The 17,774-nt window shown below is 71.9% G+C and carries 8 protein-coding genes; 3 read left to right on the top strand and 5 right to left on the bottom strand.

Annotated features, from left to right (window positions below):
* Window positions 1–32: 32 nt before the first annotated feature.
* Entirely contained in the window at window positions 33–6,542 is a 6,510-nt protein-coding gene (locus tag BJY14_RS22635) for a type I polyketide synthase (protein ID WP_179845461.1), read from the bottom strand.
* 358 nt (window positions 6,543–6,900) lie between these two features.
* On the opposite strand from BJY14_RS22635, the gene BJY14_RS46640 reads away from it, so the two are divergent.
* The 3 genes from BJY14_RS46640 to aac(3) all read left to right on the top strand — a co-directional run bounded on the left by BJY14_RS46640 (window position 6,901) and on the right by aac(3) (window position 12,102).
* Entirely contained in the window at window positions 6,901–9,801 is a 2,901-nt protein-coding gene (locus tag BJY14_RS46640; protein ID WP_281382120.1) for an MDR family MFS transporter, read from the top strand.
* 8 nt (window positions 9,802–9,809) lie between these two features.
* Entirely contained in the window at window positions 9,810–11,039 is a 1,230-nt protein-coding gene (locus tag BJY14_RS22625; RefSeq protein ID WP_179845460.1) for a glycosyltransferase, read from the top strand.
* A 217-nt stretch (window positions 11,040–11,256) separates the two neighbouring features.
* Window positions 11,257–12,102: an aminoglycoside 3-N-acetyltransferase gene (gene aac(3), locus BJY14_RS22620; RefSeq protein ID WP_179845459.1), complete on the top strand. Its 846-nt coding sequence runs from the start codon at window positions 11,257–11,259 to the stop codon at window positions 12,100–12,102.
* Window positions 12,103–12,110: 8 nt separating this feature from the next.
* On the opposite strand, the gene BJY14_RS22615 is transcribed toward aac(3), so the two are convergent.
* From BJY14_RS22615 to BJY14_RS22600, 4 genes are all read right to left on the bottom strand, one after another.
* On the bottom strand, window positions 12,111–14,936 hold the full coding sequence (locus BJY14_RS22615; protein ID WP_179845458.1) for an MMPL family transporter: 2,826 nt from the start codon (window positions 14,934–14,936) through the stop codon (window positions 12,111–12,113).
* 61 nt (window positions 14,937–14,997) lie between these two features.
* The gene (locus BJY14_RS22610; RefSeq protein WP_179845457.1) at window positions 14,998–16,794 is read right to left on the bottom strand and encodes a fatty acyl-AMP ligase; all 1,797 of its coding nucleotides are present in this window, start codon (window positions 16,792–16,794) and stop codon (window positions 14,998–15,000) included.
* Between the two features lie 267 nt (window positions 16,795–17,061).
* Entirely contained in the window at window positions 17,062–17,310 is a 249-nt protein-coding gene (locus tag BJY14_RS22605) for a TFIIB-type zinc ribbon-containing protein (RefSeq protein WP_179845456.1), read from the bottom strand.
* Between the two features lie 155 nt (window positions 17,311–17,465).
* Entirely contained in the window at window positions 17,466–17,720 is a 255-nt protein-coding gene (locus tag BJY14_RS22600) for a hypothetical protein (RefSeq protein WP_218905554.1), read from the bottom strand.
* Between the last annotated feature and the right edge of the window lie 54 nt (window positions 17,721–17,774).

Raw genomic sequence — 17,774 nt, 5'->3', positions numbered from 1 at the left:
CCTCCGTGGAACGGGGTTCGGGGGGGCGGCCCTCAGCGGGCCGTGATCGGCATGGGGACGGCGTCGCTCTCCCGCCGTCCCGCGAGCCGGGCCTCCAGGTGCGCGGCGAGCAGGCCCACACCGGGCGGATCGAGCAGGTTGAGATGGTGCGCACCGGGGATCGTGACGATCTCCAGGTCGGCGCAGAGCCCGCCGAAACCGTTGGTCCCGTCGAGCACATAGCGCGCATCCCGCACGGCCCAGGGGGTCTCCTCGGGCGCGTAGTAGAGGATGACGTGCCCGTCGTAGGGCTCCGGGTTGTACGCCTCCAGGGAACGGGTGTCCTGGTGGGACGTGAGCTGGTGGGTGAGCGCCGCAGGGGGGATGTGGTCGACCAGCGGCGCCGCACGCTCCATGACCAGCGCGAACTGCGACTCCTCGTCCAGCCCGGACAGCTCCTCGTAGGTGAGGGCGACCTCCAGGCCGTAGGTCTCGTTGATGTAGTCGGCGAACGCGGAGAAGCGGCGGGCGAGCGTGTCGGACTCGTCGTCCACGGCCAGGGGAAGGCCCGCGTCGAACAGCGCGACGAACTCGACCTCGCGTCCCGCCGCCTTCAGCTGCCGGGCCGTCTCGTAGGCGAGGACGCCGCCGAACGACCAGCCGCCGAGCCGGAACGCGCCCTCCGGCTGCGCCTCCAGCAGTTCGCGGACGTAGCGGGCGGCGCGCTCCTCGACCGGGGGCGCGTCCTCGAACCGCTCCAGCCCGTACACCGGCTGGTCGTCGCCGAGGAGGTCGACGAGCTGGCGGTAGCAGGCCGTGGTGCCGCCCGCCGGATGCGCGATGAAGATCGGCCGCCGGTCGCCGGCGGGCCGGTCATCGCGGGGGGACGACCCCGCGCGCCCCTTCAGCGGGCGGACGATCTGCCGCGCCGCCTCCTCGTCGGCCGCCCTGAGGTACTCGGCAACGTTCTGCGCGGTCGGCGTCTCGAACAACTCCCCGCGGGTGACCTCGCCCCCGAGCTCCCTCGCGACGATCGCGACGACCTGGTCGGCATGGTGGTCCTGCCCGCCGAGGTCGGCGAAGAAGTCGGCGGTGACGCCGACGCGGTCGAGGCCGAGGACGTCCTCGAAGATGCGGACGGCGAGGCGCTCGGCGGCGTCGCGCGGCATGACGTACCCGGACTCGGCGTTCGACACCGCCGCGGGAGCGGGGGCGGGGGCGCCGGCCAGGCCGAGCTCACCGGCCGCCCACTCCTCGAACACGTTCACGCTGGCGCCCTGGAGCAGCACCGACGCCGGGACGGTCAGCCCGAGGTCGTGCTCGACGCCGCTCTTGATCCGGACCGCGACGAGGGAGTCCAGGCCGAGGTCGGTCAGCGGGACGGCCGGGTCCAGGCGCTGCGGGTCGAAGCCGAGCACGGCCGCGATCCGGTGCCTGACCTGCGTGGCGATCAACTTGCGGGCGGTGGCCGGGTCGAGGTCCTTGAGCGCCTCGACGCCGGGCCAGTCACCGGCGTCGCCCGTGCCGAGCTCGTCGGCCGCCGCCGTCAGCGCGGCGAAGTACGGCATGTTCCGGATCTCGGGGAACAGCCCGACCGCGGTGGCGGGGTCGAAGCGCAGCACGCCCGTCGCCGCCCTGCCGTGCACGAGGAGCGCCTCCAGCGCCTCCGCGCCCTCCGCCGGGCTGATCGGGTCGATCACGGTGACCGTCGTCTCGGCGGCCCCGCCGACCCGCGACCACGTGCCCCAGTTGATGGTGGTCCCGGGGCGCCCGTTCGCGCGCCGGTACGCCATGAGCGCGTCGATCGCGGCGTTCGCGGCGGCGTAGGCGGCCTGCCCCGGCGAGCCGAGCAGCGCGGCGGCCGAGGAGTGCGTGACGAGCCAGTCGAGGTCGAGGTCCCAGGTGGCCTCGCTGAGCCGCCGCGCGCCCTCGACCTTCGCCGTCCACACCCTGTGGAGATCGTCCGGGCCGAGGTCGGCGATCAGCCGGTCGTCGATCGCCCCGGCGCCGTGCACCACGCCGCACAGCCTGGTCCCGCCCTCCTGGGCGACCCTGACCAGGCGTTCCGCCGTACCGGGCCGGGCGATGTCACCGAGCACGACCCCGACGTCCACGCCGTCCTCGCGGAGGCGGGCGATCACCTTCTCGGCGTCGGCGTCGGGCCCGCCGCGCCCGGACAGGACGATGCGCCCGGCGCCCCGCTCGGCCAGCAGCCGCGCGGTGACCAGGCCGATCCCGCCGTAACCGCCGGTGATGACGTACGCGCCGCCGCGCCGGACGACGCGCTTCTTCTTGGCCGGCGTCTCCGGCAGGACGGTCTGCGCGAGGCGCGCCACCTGCCGGGTGCCGGCGCGCCAGGTGACCTCCCGCGCGTCGTCGCCCGCTAGGAGTTCCGTGACGAGATCCGCCGGACGGTCGACGTCCACATGGGTGGCGCGCTGGACGGTGCGTTCGAACGCCAGAACCCTGGTGAGCGCGCTGACGAACCCGTGGCCGGGCACGCCTTCGCCCGCCAGGGGCAGGGCAGAGCGGGTCGCGACGAAAAGGCGGGGGCCGTCGGGCAGCGAACGGCTCACCCCTGCGACGGCCAGGACGAGTTCTTCGTCCACGAGATCGGCGGACGGGACGAGCACGACGCCTTCGACCGGCTCGGCCATGGCCGGATGGTCGTCCGGCGGCCGGTTCGTCGGCCGGTGCCGGATGACGCGCTTCCCGCGCTCCTCCAGCCCGGCGGCCGTCGCGTTGCCCAGCGCGTCGTCCACCTCGGCCAGCACCAGCCAGGTGCCGCCTTCGGACGGTTCGGCGCGCTCGGGTAGGGGCGTCTCGTCCCAGACGAGTTCGACGAGCTTGTCGGCGAGCGGGACGGGGACGTCGTGGCGCTCGACCCGGCGCAGCACGATGCCGGTCGCCTCTGCGAGGACCCGGCCGTCCGCCGCCAGCAGCGCGACCGAGCCCGTCACGTGCTCCCCGTCCCGGACGATCTTCGCCTGGACGTGCCCGCCGCGATGCGTCGGCCCGAACACGCGGAGGCTGCCGATCGTCTCGGCCCGCCACGCGCCGCCGTCGCCGCCCGCCGCCTCGTCCGACAGGACGGACAGGCAGCGGTCGAAGACCTCGGGATGCAGCCGGTAGTGGCGGCTGCCGCGCTCGGCGGCGGTGACCTCGGTGGCCGCGCCCGGCCCGGCCGCGGCGGGCGGACGGTGGTCCTCGCCGACGTCCGCGCTGGCCAGCCGCGCCCACGTGCCCGCCGGGGTCAGGGCGTGGATCTCCACCCGCTGCTCCGCCTCGGTGAACGTCGTCGTCACGGTCGTATGGTCGGCGAGCGCGAGCGGCCGCTCCATCCACAGGCTGTTGACACGGACGTCCTCGACGCCGAGCGCGGCCGCCCCGGCGGCGAGCGCCATCTCCGCGAACGCCGCGACCGGCAGGGCGGGCAGGCCGTGGACGGCCATCGCGCCCAGCCACGGCTGCGCGGCGAGCCCCACGTCCGCGCGCCAGGCGTGCCGGTCTTCGCCCGGAAGCTCCACATGCGCACCGAGCAGCGGATGCTCGTCGCTCCGGGCCGATCTGCGCGCCGACAGGTCGACCCAGTGCCGTTGGTGCCGCCACGGCGACTGCGGGACGTCGACGATCCGCCCGTCCACAGGCCTGCCGATCACGTGGCCGTGCGCGGACAGGGTGGCGAGCTGCGCGTGGAACGTCAGCGTGTCGTCGGTCTCCTGGCCCTTCGGCGCCCGCTTGAGCGTGTGGGTGACGAGCGCGCCCGTCCCCTCCAGGGTCTCGCCGACCGCGTGCGCCAGGATCGGGTGCGCGTTGACCTCGACGAACGTCCGGAACCCGTCCTCGGAGGCGGCGGCGACCGCGTCCGTGAGCCGCACCGCGTTCCGCAGGTTCGCCGCCCAGTGGTCGACGCCGAGGGCGGCCGCGGAGTCGAGGTAGGCGCGGGGGTCGTCCAGGGCGGTCGTGTAGAGCCTGATGCCCTCGGCGAGCGGGGCGCCCCGCTCGGCGCCCACGTCGGCGAGGAGTTCGCGCAGCTCGGGAACGAGCGGGTCGACCTGGGGCGAGTGACCGGCGCCCTCGGCCTGCACCATCCGGGCGAGCCGGCCCTCCGCCTCGGCCCGCTCCACGATCTCCGCGACCTGGCCGGCGTCGCCGGTCACCACGGTCTGCTTCGGCGAGGAGTGCACGGCCGCGTACACCTCGGGCAGGCCCTCGCCGAGGCGCGCGACCTCCGCGGCGGACGCGCCGAGAACCGCCATCGCGCCGCCGCCGACGAGCCGCGTCAGCAGGCGGGACCGGCGGCAGATGACGCGGACGCCGTCCTCCACGGTGAGCGCGCCCGCGACGACGGCCGCCGCGACCTCGCCCATCGAATGGCCGACCACCGCGCCGGGCGTGACGCCGTACGCACGCCACATGCGGGCGAGGGCGATCTGGACCGCGAACAGCACCGGCATCGTGTCGGCCGGGCCGTCCGGCTTGCGCCCCTCTTCGAGGAGAGCCCACAGGTCGGGGCCGCCCTCCTCGGCGAACAGGCCGTCCAGGTCGTCGATGGCCTCGGCGAACGCGGGCTCCTCCTCCAGGAGCCGCTGCGCCATGCCCGCGCGCTGCGCCCCGTACCCCGAGAACACCCACACGGGACGGCCGGGCGCCCCGAGCGCCGTACCCGTCACCACGCCCGGGTGGGGACGGCCCTCGGCGAGAGCGGTCAGCCCTTCGACCAGCCCTGCGCGGTCCCTGGCGGCGACGGCCGCGCGGGCCCGTCCACGTCCGGCGCGCCGGTGCAGGGTGCGAGCGACGTCGGCGAGTTTCACGTCCTGGTTCGGGAGCCACCCAGCCAGGAGGGCCGCATGGTCGCGAATGCGGTCGTCGCTGGTGTCGGACAGTGGGAACGTCCTGACGACGGCCGGATGGACGGTCGCCTCCTGCGCGGGCGCCTCTTCCAAGATGACGTGCGCGTTCGTTCCGCCGAAGCCGAATCCGGACACGCCCGCCCGTGCTGGACGTCCCCTGTCAGGCCACGGCGTCTCCTCCGCGACGACCGCAAGGCGCAGCTCGTCGAACGGGATATGCGGGTTGGGCTCCTTGTAGTGCGCGCTCGGCGGGATGACCCGGTGGTGCAGCGCCAGGGCCGTCTTGATGAGGCCCGCGATCCCCGCCGCGGACTCCATGTGCCCGAGATTGGACTTCGCGGACCCGATCAGCAGCGGCTCGTCCAGGTCGCGGCCCGCGCCGAGGACCTCGCCGACCGCCTTGGCCTCGATGGGGTCGCCCAGGAACGTCCCCGTCCCGTGGGCCTCGACGTAGTCGACCTCCCGCGTGTCGATGCCCGCGCTCGCGTACACGTCCCGCAGCAGGGCGCGCTGCGCGTCGGAGTTCGGGGCGACGAGGCCGTTCGAGCGCCCGTCGGAGTTGACGCCGGAGCCGCGGATCACGGCGAGGATCCGGTCGCCGTCCCGCTCCGCGTCCGACAGCCGCTTCAGGACGACGGCGCCGCAGCCCTCCGCGCGGACCATGCCGTCGGCGGAGGCGTCGAACGCCTTGCAGTGCCCGTCCGCCGCCGTCGCGTCGGCAAGGTCGAACGTCATCGTGACGGTCGGCGACAGCAGCAGGTTCACGCCCCCGGCCAGCGCCACGTCGGCCTCGCCGTCGCGCAGCGCCCGCACGGCGAGATGCGCCGAGACCAGCGACGACGAGCACGCGGTGTCGACGATCATGCTGGGGCCGCGCAGGTCGAGCAGGTACGACAGCCGGCCCGCGATGATGCTGAGCGCCGCGCCCGTCGCCGTGAACGGTTCGAGAGACGCCGGGTCGGACGCCGTGAACGCGGCGTACTCCGGCGCGGACACGCCGACGAAGACGCCCGTGCGGCTGCCGCGCAGCGACGCCGGGCCGATGCCCGCGTGCTCGAACGCCTCCCACGCCACTTCGAGGACGAGCCGCTGCTGCGGGTCCATCACCGCGGCCTCGCGCGGGGTGATGCCGAAGAACGCCGCGTCGAACTCGGCGACGTCCTGCAGGAAGCCGCCGAGCCGTGTCGTGTTGCCGAGCAGGTCGCCGACCTCGGGGGAGCCGTCGTCGAACGGGTCCCACCGGCCGTCCGGCACCTCGCGGATCGCGTCGCCGCGCCCGGTCAGGAAGCGCCAGTAGTCGTCCGGGCCGGTCAGGTCGCGGCCGCCGCCGGGGAAGCGCAGGCCGGCGCCGACGACGGCGATCGGCTCGTCGCTCGCGGCCCGCGTCACGACCGGCTCCGGCGCCGGGGCGTCCTCGGGGGTCCCGCCTGCCAGCGCGACGGAGAGCTTGTTGATCGTCGGGTGTTCCCAGACGAGGGTGGCGGGGAGGGCCCGCCCGAGCATCTGCTCGAGTTCGCCCGCGATCGCGACCGCGTCCCTGGAGGCCAGACCGAACTCCTCCAGCGGCCGGTCGGGGTCGACTTCGGCGGCGGTGGTCCTGGAGCGGCGCGCGATCTGCTCGATCAAGTGCCGGCGGACCGAATCCTCGCTGATCCGTGTCTCGTCCTGCGCGTTCTCCCGCGCGGCTCCGGAACGATCGTTGCTCTGCATGCGGTGGGGTCCCCCCATGAAACCGGGATCGTTCGTCGAAGCGGAGGGACCACTTTGTCTTACGATGACCGACTCACGATGCGCACCCAGGCCACTTTTCTCCCTCTCGTCTTGTCACGGCGATGACAAGACTCAGCAGTAACCAATGTGGCCTGATGGGATAGTTGTGGTACCACGGCCTGGAGTCAGGGCCGAGTAACGAAGCGCCAACCAATAGTAACAATAGCGACGACTGTTTTTAGGGGGAAGCGGCGGATTTCCGCGTCCGGTGCGGAAGTTCACGCCGTACGGACTGTTGACCCGCGGCCGATACCGATGGGCGCTGGCGGTGGTGGCCGTCAGCGCATTCATGATCACCATGGACAACACGGTGGTCGCGAACGCGCTGCCCACCATCATGAGCGACCTCGACATGTCCAACTCGGCCAAGGACTGGGTCGCCACCGGCTACATCCTGATGTTCTCCTGCCTGATGGTGGCGGGCGGGCGGCTCACCGACGTCTTCGGCTGCCGCGTGACCTTCGTGTCCGGGATGGTCGTCTTCACCGCCGCGTCCGCCGTCTGCGGCCTCGCCCCCGACTCGGCGACCCTCATCCTCGCCCGCGTCGCGCAGGGCGCCGGCGCCGCCCTGGCCCTCCCCGCCACGCAGGTCATGGTCACCGTCGGCCGCACCGACAAGCAGCGCTCCCTCGGCACGATCGTCTGGGTCGGCGCCGGCTCCAGCGCCACCGCCCTCGGCCCCACCATCGGCGGCTTCATCGTCCAGCAGTGGAGCTGGGGCTGGATCTTCCTGATCAACATCGTCCCCGGCATCCTCGTCATCCTGCTCGGCCTCGTCGTCCTCACCGGCAAGGGCGAGAACCGCGACGCCCGCGTCGACCTGCCCGGCGTCCTCATCTCCGCCACGATGCTGTTCGCCTTCACCTACGGGCTGGAGTCGGGGAACAAGCACGGCTGGGCCGACCCGTCCGTCCTCAGCGTGTTCGCGCTCGCGTTCATCGCCCTGGCCTGCTTCATCCTGGTGGAGAGCTGGGCCCCCGACCCAATGATCAATTTGCGGTTCTTCCGCAACCGGGTCTTCGCCGGCGGCCTGCTCTCCCAGATGCTCTACGGCATCGGATTCAACGGGATGATCTTCTATTCGGCGACGTTCCTGCAGCGCTTCCTCGGCTTCTCCCCGCCCCAGGCGGGCCTGGTGATGCTGCCGCCGTCCATCGCCATCATGGTCATGACGCCCGTCGCGTTCTGGCTGGCCGCCAAGCTCGGCCCCCGCCCCGCGATCGGCGGCGGCCTCGCCCTCATGGCCTTCGGCATGTTCCTGTTCTCCACCATCCAGCAGGGCGACGGCTACGCCGACCTCATGCCCGGCGTCATGATCGTCGGCGTGGGCGCCGCGATGGGCATGCCGCTCGTCATGTACGTCCTGAAGGCCGTCCCGGAGCAGCAGGCGGGCGTCGCGAGCGGCATCATCAACGTCATCCGCGAGGCCTCGGGCGCCTTCGGCATCGCCATCGTGGGCCTGCTCATCCACCACGTCCCCGACGAGGGCGCGAGCGCCGCCGAACTGGAGACGTTCCGCAGCGGCACCGCCTCCGGCCTCATCCTCGGCGCCGTCCTCGTCCTCATCGGCGGCCTGATCAGCGGCCTCACCCTCCCCAGCCGCCGGGGATGGCTGGGCCCCAAGCACGGCAAGTCCTCGCCCCTCGTCGAACCCACCCCCCGCCGCCCCGCAGAACCTCCTCGCGACCCCGTCCCCGCCCTGACCGCCCCGATCGCCGTCGCCACTCCGCCGGGCGAGCCCCTCCCACTCCCCCTCACCTGGGAGGAAGACCCCATGCCCGAACCCACCCCGGGCCCCCACTGGTGGACCGACACTCCCCCGAAGCCCCACGACGACACCTACACCTGGACGACCGAAACCCCCTGGCCTCCACCCCCACCCACCCCCAACCCCTGGAAAGACTGGCCCACCCCCACAGACCCACCCCCCACCACCCCCACGGAGCCACCGCCCACCGCCGCGGAGCCACCGCCCACCGCCGCGGAGCCACCGCCCACCGCCACCCCCACCCCACCCCCAGCCAACAAACCCCCCTCGAACACACCCCCCACCCCACCGCCGCTCAGCCTCCCCCCAAACACTCCCCCCGCCCCACCCCCGCAGCGGAACCTGCCGCACCCCCCAACCCCCAAGCCGTCTGGCAGCGCCGCCCCACCCTTGAACGAGCCCCCGGGAAACCTCACGGCTCCCTGCGGTCAAGCAGAACCCCTGCACAGCCCGGGCCCGCGCGACGCAAGCGAAACCGCAGAAGCCTCCGACTCCCCAGGCCACGAATGGGCACCTCCGCGCGAAATCACACCCGGCACTGGCGCCCCCGAAGACCGTCCGCTCGGCAACGGCTCAGCGCCCCGCCCCAGCGCCGCCGAACAAGAACACAAGCCCACCTCCCCACATCTCGAACGCGCCACCAGACAGCCCAAGAAAGACCCCGGCCAACAGGCCGCCCCCGGGCAGCCCACCGAAGGCATCAAGTCCCCCCTCACCAACAACTCGGGAACCACCGCCGGAAGCACCGAAAAACTCCCGACCGAGACCACGACCGCCCCTGGCCACAGGCACCCAGCGGCACCCGGTGAACTCACCGACCCCGGCGCTAGCAGCGAGCACCGGCTCGACAGCAACCCGCAGACCACCGCAGGCGTCGCCGCCACACGGCCGGCCGAAGACGTCAAGACGCCACTGGACGAGCAGCCAACGACACCCACCGAGGGCGGCAGGGCTCCATTCAGCGGCAATTCCGGAGCCGCCGCCGAAAGCACCGGACAACCCACGAGCGGGAGCACGGCCGCCCCCAGTGACGAACACCCGACCGCTCCCCGGTACGGACACCCAGCAGAACCTGGCGAGCGTGCCGATCTCGGCGAAAGCGGTGCGCAGTGGCTCGACGGGCCAGAGGCCAACGCAGGCGTAGCCACCACGCGGCCTGCCGAGGGGGCGAAGGCGGCGCCGGGCGGGCGGTCGATTGGTCTTCCGGAGGCTACCTCGCCAGAGATGGGCGACGGGCTGCTCGGAGGCGGTTCAGAGGGCGGGGACGGGGGCGCGGAGTCGTTGGTGGACGGTGGGTCGGCGGGGGCCGGCGAAGCCGATGGCGGGAGCGGCGGGCGGCCCGCGCCGCCTGAGGGGTGGTACGAGCCTTATGTGCCCGAAGAGGAGCCGGCGGAGAAGCCGCACATCGTCCCGCGTAGTGATGCCTGGTAGGAGGTAGCGTGAGCCGGATCGTGATCTTCGCGGCGGGGTCGCGGGGGGACATCCAGCCCTGCGTGGCGCTGGGACGCGCGCTGCGGGCGCGGGGGGACGACGTGCGGCTGGTGGCGAGTGCACGGTACTCGCCGATGGTCGTCGCGGCGGGGCTGGAGCTGGCGCCCCTGACGGCTGATCCGATGGAGATTCTCGAATCGGACGCCGGGCAGGAGTTGCTGGCCGGCGGGCGTAATCCGGTGAAGTTCCTCGGCGGCTTCCGGCGGATCCTCGGGCCGATGGCCGAGCGGCTGCTGGCGGAGTGTTCGGACGCCTGTAAAGGCGCGGACCTGATCTTGGGCCCCACACTGGGTTTCCTTCCTCGGCATCTGGGCGAACATCTCGGTGTTCCGTGGGCGTTGATCCATTTCCAGCCGAGCGAGCCGACCGGGGCGTTCCCGCACCCGTTCGTCCCGCAGGCGCGCGTGCTCGGGCCATGGGCGAACCGGGCGACCTTCCACGCGGTCGATCAGATCGCGTGGCAGCTTTCGCGCCCGTTCATCAACCCGTGGCGGGACGAGACGCTGGGCTTGCCGCGGCTGCCGCTGCGAGGCCGGCGGGCCGACGGCGGCCCGGTGCTGGCGTGCTTCAGTCCGGTGGTGGTTCCGCGCCCCAAGGACTGGGCCTCCAACGTGAACCTGACGGGCTACTGGTTCCTCGACGAGCCCGAATGGGAGCCGCCCGGGGAGCTCGCGGAGTTCCTGGCGGCGGGGCCCGCGCCGGTGTACGTCGGGTTCGGGAGCATGGTGCCCAAAGACGCCGAGATGACCGGGATGGCCGTGTGTGCGGCCCTGAAGCTCGCCGGGGTCCGAGGGATCGTGCAGGGCGACCCGGCGACATCGGACGAGGACGTCTTCGCCGTTCGGGACGTGCCGCACTCATGGCTGTTCCCGCGCATGGCGGCGGTCGTGCACCACGGTGGCGCCGGCACGACGGCGGCGGGGCTTCGGGCAGGGGTGCCCACCGTGGTGTGCCCGTTCTTCGGCGACCAGCCGTACTGGGGCGAACGCGTCGCGGCGTTGGGGGCGGGGCCCGCCCCCCTGCCATTCCGCGCGATGACCGTGCCGCGGCTCGCCAAGAAGATCCGGCGTGCGGTCCGGGATCAGGGGATGGCCGACCAGGCGAGTGTGCTGGGGCAGCGCATTCGGGACGAGGACGGCGTCGGACGGGCACAAGAGATCATCGACTCGCTCCTTTGACGGGACGTCGTAGTCACATCGCGCCGACGGGTCCTGCTCCGACGGGGTGGCGAGGTGCCGGGTGCCTTACGTCCGAGAAAGGCAAGCCTCGCGGAAACGTCACGTCGGGGACGTCGCTCCCTGCGCGGCCCGAGGGGGAGGGGCAGTCGGGGTGGCGCTCTTGGCGTGGTCTGAAAAGGAGTGGCCGCCGTGGGAGGGGGGCGCTTAAGTTTCGGCCGTGGGTGAGCGCGAACTTCTTGGACGTTCCAGCGGTCCGGTCACGCGCGGGGGGCTCGTTCGGGCGCTGACCCGGCTCGGGCTGGCTGACGGCGACATCGTCATGTTCCACACCCGGATGTCGGCCCTGGGGTTTGTCGCGGGTGGCTCTCAGACGGTCATCGATGCGCTGCGGGACGCGGTCGGCGACAGGGGCACTCTTATGGTGACCTGCGGCTGGAACGACGCCCTGCCGTACGACTTCACCGACTGGCCGGCGGACTGGCAGGCCGCCATGCGTGCCGAGCATCCGGCCTATGACCCCCGGACCAGCGAGGCCGACCACGCCAACGGACGGCTGCCCGAGGCGCTGCGCCGATGGCCGGGCGCGGTCCGCAGCCGCCACCCGGACGCGAGTTTCGCCGCCCTCGGCCCGGCGGCCCACGCGCTGATGGACGACCACCCCTGGGACGACCCGCACGGCCCCGGCAGTCCCCTTGCCCGTCTCACCGCGATGGGCGGTCGGGTCCTGTTGCTGGGCGCACCCCTGGACACCCTCACCCTCCTGCACCACGCTGAGGCGCTCGCCAAGGCGCCGGCGAAGCGGTTCGTCACCTACGAGCAACCCATCAGCGTGAACGGCGAGCGCGTATGGCGGCGCTTTCACGACATCGACTCTGAGAACGGCGCCTTCGACTACACCCCGGTCGTGCCCGAAGGAGTGGAACCCTTCGAGACCATCGCCCGCGACATGCTCCACGCCGGACTCGGGCGAGAAGGGCAGGTCGGCGCTGCCGCGAGTCACCTGTTCGAGGCGTCCGACGTTGTGGACTTCGGCGTCCGCTGGATCGAAGGCAAGCTCGCCTGATCAGGGCGTCAGGGTGTGTCGTCTTCCTCGCCCCAGTGCCAGCCTGAGCCGTCCGAATTGGCGACGATCACGCGCCTGGTGCGCGGGGCGGTGCGCGGCTTCGGCTGCGGCGGGCCGTCCGCCCACGGCGCCCACGGCGCTCCCTGGGGCTTTGACGCGCCAGACCCCGCGCCGCCGGGAGCCGTCTGGAAGACGAGCTTCGGCGACTCGCCCGTGCTCGGCTGCGGGGCGGCCTGGAACGCGGCGTTCGCGTCCGGTCGATGGCGGGCGCGCGGCACGTCACCGGCGACCTTGGCCGTCCTGCGTGCAGGAGCGTCCTGCCACTCCGGGCCGACGGGCGTGCCGGACGGTTCGGGGTCCTGAGGGGTGAGCGGCTCCGGCGCGGCCCGCATCCCGGCCGGGTCGGCGGCGTCCGGGCGGACGTGCCCGTCCGGCGGCACGGTGCCCGCGGGGGGCGGGGTCGGTTCCGCCCAGTTGATGGCGTAGGGGAAGGGCTGCTCGTCCGGCAGGCGGGGCGGGGTCGCGGTGGCGCCGGCCGGGGCGAGGGTGCTGCGTTCGCGCAGGTCCATGCGGGCGTGCAGGCCGGCGAGGAAGCCCGGCAGCCACCAGTTGGCCGAGCCCATGAAGCGCATCGTGGCCGGGACGAGGAGGGAGCGGACGAGGGCGGCGTCCACGACGACGGCCACGAACATGCCGACGCCGATCAGCTTCACGACGGTGATCCCGGCCATGCTGAACGCGGCGATGACGAGGAGGAAGAGCAGCGCGGCGCTGGTGATGATGCCGCCCGTGTGCTGCATGCCGGACGCGACGGCGACGCGGTTGTCGTGCGTGAGGTCCCATTCCTCGCGAATGCGGCTCAGCAGGAAGACCTCGTAGTCCATGGAGAGGCCGAACACGACCGCGAGGATGAGGATCATGCTGGTGGCCTCGACGCCGCCGGTGGGGGTGAAGTTCAGCAGCCCGGCCAGGTGCCCGTACTGGAAGCCCCAGACGATCGCGCCGAACGAGGCGCCGATCGACAGGACGTTCATGACGATGGCCTTCAGCGGCAGAACGATCGAGCCGAAGAACATGAAGAGCAGGACGAACGTGGCGATCCCGACGACGAGCGCCATCTTCGGCAGGGATCTCATCAGGCTCGACATCAGGTCCATCTGGGACGCGGTGCTGCCGCCGACGTCGATGTGCATCGGGTAGCCGTCCTTGGACAGGCTCATCCCGCGGATCTCGGTGACGAGGTCCTGGGCGTGCTGGTCCATCGGCTCGTACTTGTGCGTGACGGAGATGCGCACGCCCCCGTACGAACCGGAGTAGCCGGTGAACTGGGCCTCGGTGACGCCGGGGAGCGACCCGAGCTGCTTCCTGAACTGCTCCAGGTAGGGCGGGATGGGGTCGCCCTTGCCGGACGGCGTCCAGTCGCGCGGGATGAGGTCTCCGGACACCACCACATCGATGGGCTCAACGGACCCGTTGGGGAAGTCCTTCTTGATGGTCTCCACCACGGCGCGGGTGGGGCTGTCCTTGGGAAGGACCCGGGCGTCCACACTGCCGAACTGGACGTTCAGGAACGGCACGAACATCACGCCCAGGATGACGAGCACGACCGCGAAGTATGGGAGCGGGTGCTTCATCACGCTGTGGCCGAGCCGGTACCAGAAGCCGCTCTCGGGGTCTCGCCGCGCGCGCTTGGACGAGGGACGCCGCCACCACATCTGCCCGCCTTCGACACGTGGCCCGAGGAGGGCCAAGAGCGTCGGCAGCAGAACGGTGGCTCCGAACACCGCGACCATGACGGTGGCTATGCCGGCGAGCCCGATCGTCCGGAGGAACATCTGCGGGAAGAGCAGGAGGCCCGCGAGAGCCGACGAGACGGTGATGCCGCTGACCATGATGGTGCGGCCCGCCGTCGCCATGGTGGCCGCCAGGGCGGCTTCGCGTATGGGCTTGAGAGCCGTCCTGTGCGCTTTCTTGGCGGCTTTGCGCGCTACCTTGCCGTCCTCCCGCTTCCAGGGTTTTCCTGGCGGCAGACCTTGCGCGGCCATGCCGCGCTGAAGTTCTTCACGGAAACGACTGATGATGAACAGCGAGTAGTCGATCGCGAGGCCGACGCCCATCATCGTGACGACTTCCAGCGCGAAGGACGTCACGTCGGCCGCGTACGTCACCACGTGCAGGACGGCCAGTCCCCCGACCGTCGAGAAGACGGCCACGACGATGGGCAGTGACGAGGCCACCACGGCGCCGAACAGGATGACGAGCAGGATGAGCAGGGGCGGCATGGTGATGGTCTCGGCGCGGACGATGTCGGCGACGACCTGCTTGCCGAACTCCTCGCCCAGCGGGACGCTGCCGCCGAACCGGACGTCGAGTCCTGGCGCGGCCATGCGGTCCTTGACGGCGTGGTAGTTCTCCGTCTTGTCCGCTGCCTCCTCGCCCTTCAGCTTCACCGCGACGAAGGTCGAGTGCCGGTCGTGGGAGGCGAACGTGCGCGCGGCCTCGCCGTTGAACGACCAGTAGGAGATGATCTCCTCGACCTGGGCCCTGGGCAGCCGTGCGATGGTGGTGACGACGCTCGCCTCGAAGCGCGGGTCGTCCACCGTCATGGTGTCGCTCGAATACAGCACGAGGACGTCGGGGTTGGTGCTGCCGAAGTAGGTCGCGCCGAGCTTGGCGACGAGCGTCGAGGACGCGTCGGGGTCCTCGAAGCCGCCCTCCTTGAACTTGGCGAACACGCCGAGCCCCCAGGCGCCCGCCACCACGGTCATGATCAGGATCAGGACGAGGCTGGTCCAGCGCCGCCGGTGGATGAGACGCCCCAGCCCCGAAAGCATGTTCCTCCTGTTTCCACGGCCGCCCGGAGGCTCCCTCGCCCCCGCACGGCCGGTTCCGTCGTCACCTGCGGGACGCGAGGCGGTCCGCGGTCGTCGCCAGGTCGCCGTCCAGGTAGCGCTGCCGGGTCGCGGCCCGTGCGATCTTCCCGCTGGAGGTGCGCGACACGCCACCCGGTTCGATCAATACGAACGCGTGGACGCTCATCTCGTGCTCGACGTTGACGGCCGCGCGGACCGCCGACTCCACCTCGTCGACGTCGAGCCGCCCGAGGGGGACGCGGCGGTTGCGCTCGGCGACGACCACCAGCCGCTCGGTCTCCTCCCCGGTGAGCGCGAACGCCGCCACGTGGTCGGGGCGGACCGCCGGATGGGCCTCCTGCGCGGTGACCTCGATGTCCTGCGGGTAGTGGTTGCGGCCGTCCACGATGATGAGGTCCTTGATACGGCCGGTCACATAAAGCTCACCCTCGTGGACGACCCCGTAGTCGCCGGTCTTCATCCACGGCCCGGACGGCAGGTCCCCTGGTTCGGGCAGCTCGCCGCCGAACGTCTCCTGGCTCCGCTCGGAGTTGCGCCAGTAGCCGGGTGCCGTGTTGGGTCCGTGGACCCAGATCTCGCCGACCCTCCCGTCCGGCTGCTCGACGCGGGCCTCGGGGTCGACGATCGCGACGATCTGCCCGCACGGGCGTCCGCACGACACCAGCGCGGTCGTCCCCTCGGCGCCGTCCTCGCGGAGCCGCAGGTCGCCCTGGGTGAGCGCCTCACGGTCCACCGAGATGATCCTCGGTGGGACGTCCTCGGCGGCGGCCGTGACGAACACGGTGGCCTCGGCCAGCCCGTAGCCCGGCGCCTGCGCGCCCGGACGCAGCCCGGCCGGCGCCAGCGCGTCGGCGAACGTCGACAGCGTCGAGGTGCGGATCGGCTCGGCGCCGTTCAGGCAGGTCGTCAGGCCGGACAGGTCCAGATCGGCGATCTTCTCCGGCGCGGCCATGGACGCGACGTACTCGTAGGCGAAGTTCGGACCGGCGGTGTAGACGTTCTTGCCGGGACGTCCCGCGATGAGCTGCAGCCACCGCATCGGGTTCATGATGAACGAGACGGGGTCGGTGTAGATGGCGTGGTCGCCGCGCACCAGCGGCAGCGCCATCGTCGCGATCAACCCCATGTCGTGGAACAGCGGCAGCCAGCTCACCAGCTCGGGGTCCGGCTTCTCGGGCGCCCACCCGGCCCACAGCTGCGCGGCGTTCGCCGTCACGTTCCCGTGGGTGATCTCCACTCCGGCGGGACGGCGCGTCGATCCCGACGTGTACTGCAAGTAGGCGACGTCGTCGAAGGCGACCGTCTCGTCGCGCCAGCGGTCCGCCAGGGACAGGTCGACCTCCTCGGCGAACACGATCTCCTTCGGCTGCGGGACGTCGTGGTCGGCGAGGAACTTCTCCACGTGCGGCAGCGCGTTCCGCGTCGTGACGATCACCGCGGGCTCGGCGTCGGTGTAGGCGCCGATCAGCCGGTCGGCGTGCCCCGGCAGGTCGGGCGAGAACAGCGGGACCGCGATGACGTGCGAGTACAGGGCGCCGAGCATGGTCATCATGTATTCGAGCGTCTGCGGCAGCAGCAGCGCGGCGCGCTCCCCCGGCCCGGTGACCTGCCGAAGCGTCACCGCCATGGCGCGCGCCCGCCGGTCGGTCTCGGCCCAGCTCAGCGTGAGGTGCGCGCCGGACGGGTCGGCCGAGTAGTCGACGAAGGTGTAGGCCGGGGCGTCCGGCTTCTCCCTCGCCCACCGCGCGACCCGCTCGATCAGCGGGGTGCGGCCGGAGCCGCCGGGCAGGAGTTCGGGAAGCAGCGAGCCCAATGCCATTGATCATCTCCCGAGGGGACGGGCCGGACGGGGCCGTGGACGATGCGTGAGGGGTCGCACTCCGCCGGCGCAGGCGCGCCGCGCCCGCCGGACGACTCTGCCTGGACGCCCCGGTGACCGGCGATGATCACAAAGCTACCGGATGGTAGTCAGTGCGCGATATTAGCTGCCGGTCACATTCGCCGAAGCACGGTTTGTCATCCCCGTGACAAGAGGAAATCCCCTTTCACACCTGGGCTTCCGGCCGGTCACCGACCGTGCCCGGGGCTACCGGTCGGCGGAGAAGATCTGCTGCATGATGCCCCGCCGGTGCCGCCCCTGGTACGTCGTCTCCGGGTTCACCTCGTCCGGAAGCTCGGCTAGGTAGCGGCTCTCCGCGTCGATGAGCTGCTCGAGTTCGCCGCGATCGAGGAAGACGCCCTTGCATCCCGGGCATTCCTCGATCACGACCCCGTGGCGTTCGTGCGTGTCGAGCTTGGAGTCGCACTTCGGGCACTGCAGCGTCGCGTCTGACATACCGGATCCCCTGTCCGTCACGCCCGCCTTTACCGTCGCCGGTCAGCATACTGACACTGGACCCTTTTCGGGTCGATACAGGACACTCGTCCGCCGATTCGGACGCGGGACCGGGACACGCGCCCGTTCGCGTCGCCCTAGCCCCTTCGTCGGCATCAGCCCGTTCTGTCCTGCTCTGCCCTGGACTCGGCGTGGCTGAGCGCCACCCGGCGCCGTGCCAGGACGATGCAGGCCGCGCCCCACAGCAGGCCGATCTCGGCCACCAGCGCCACGGCCAGGACGACGGCCCAGTCCGTCCCGTCGCCTTCCTCCACGCCGGTCGGCGACATCAGGGACGTATGACTCGCGTCCGCCACCGGCGGCAGGGCCGGAGGCTTCACCGGCGGCAGCACGACCGGCGCCGACGGCACTGGCAGCACCTGCCCGGGCACATTCGGAGCGACCGGAACCCCGGCATTCGGCTG

Source organism: Actinomadura luteofluorescens (assembly GCF_013409365.1).
GTDB lineage: Bacteria > Actinomycetota > Actinomycetes > Streptosporangiales > Streptosporangiaceae > Spirillospora > Spirillospora luteofluorescens.
This window is presented reverse-complemented; position numbering and strand designations above follow the sequence as displayed.

Bases quoted from the DNA above. Each gene is read 5' to 3' on its own strand.
- BJY14_RS22635 (WP_179845461.1), bottom strand. From the start codon at position 6,542: ATGCAGAGCAACGATCGTTCCGGAGCCGCGCGGGAGAACGCGCAGGAC.
- BJY14_RS46640 (WP_281382120.1), top strand. From the start codon at position 6,901: ATGGACAACACGGTGGTCGCGAACGCGCTGCCCACCATCATGAGCGAC.
- BJY14_RS22615 (WP_179845458.1), bottom strand. From the start codon at position 14,936: ATGCTTTCGGGGCTGGGGCGTCTCATCCACCGGCGGCGCTGGACCAGC.
- BJY14_RS22610 (WP_179845457.1), bottom strand. From the start codon at position 16,794: ATGGCATTGGGCTCGCTGCTTCCCGAACTCCTGCCCGGCGGCTCCGGC.
- BJY14_RS22605 (WP_179845456.1), bottom strand. From the start codon at position 17,310: ATGTCAGACGCGACGCTGCAGTGCCCGAAGTGCGACTCCAAGCTCGAC.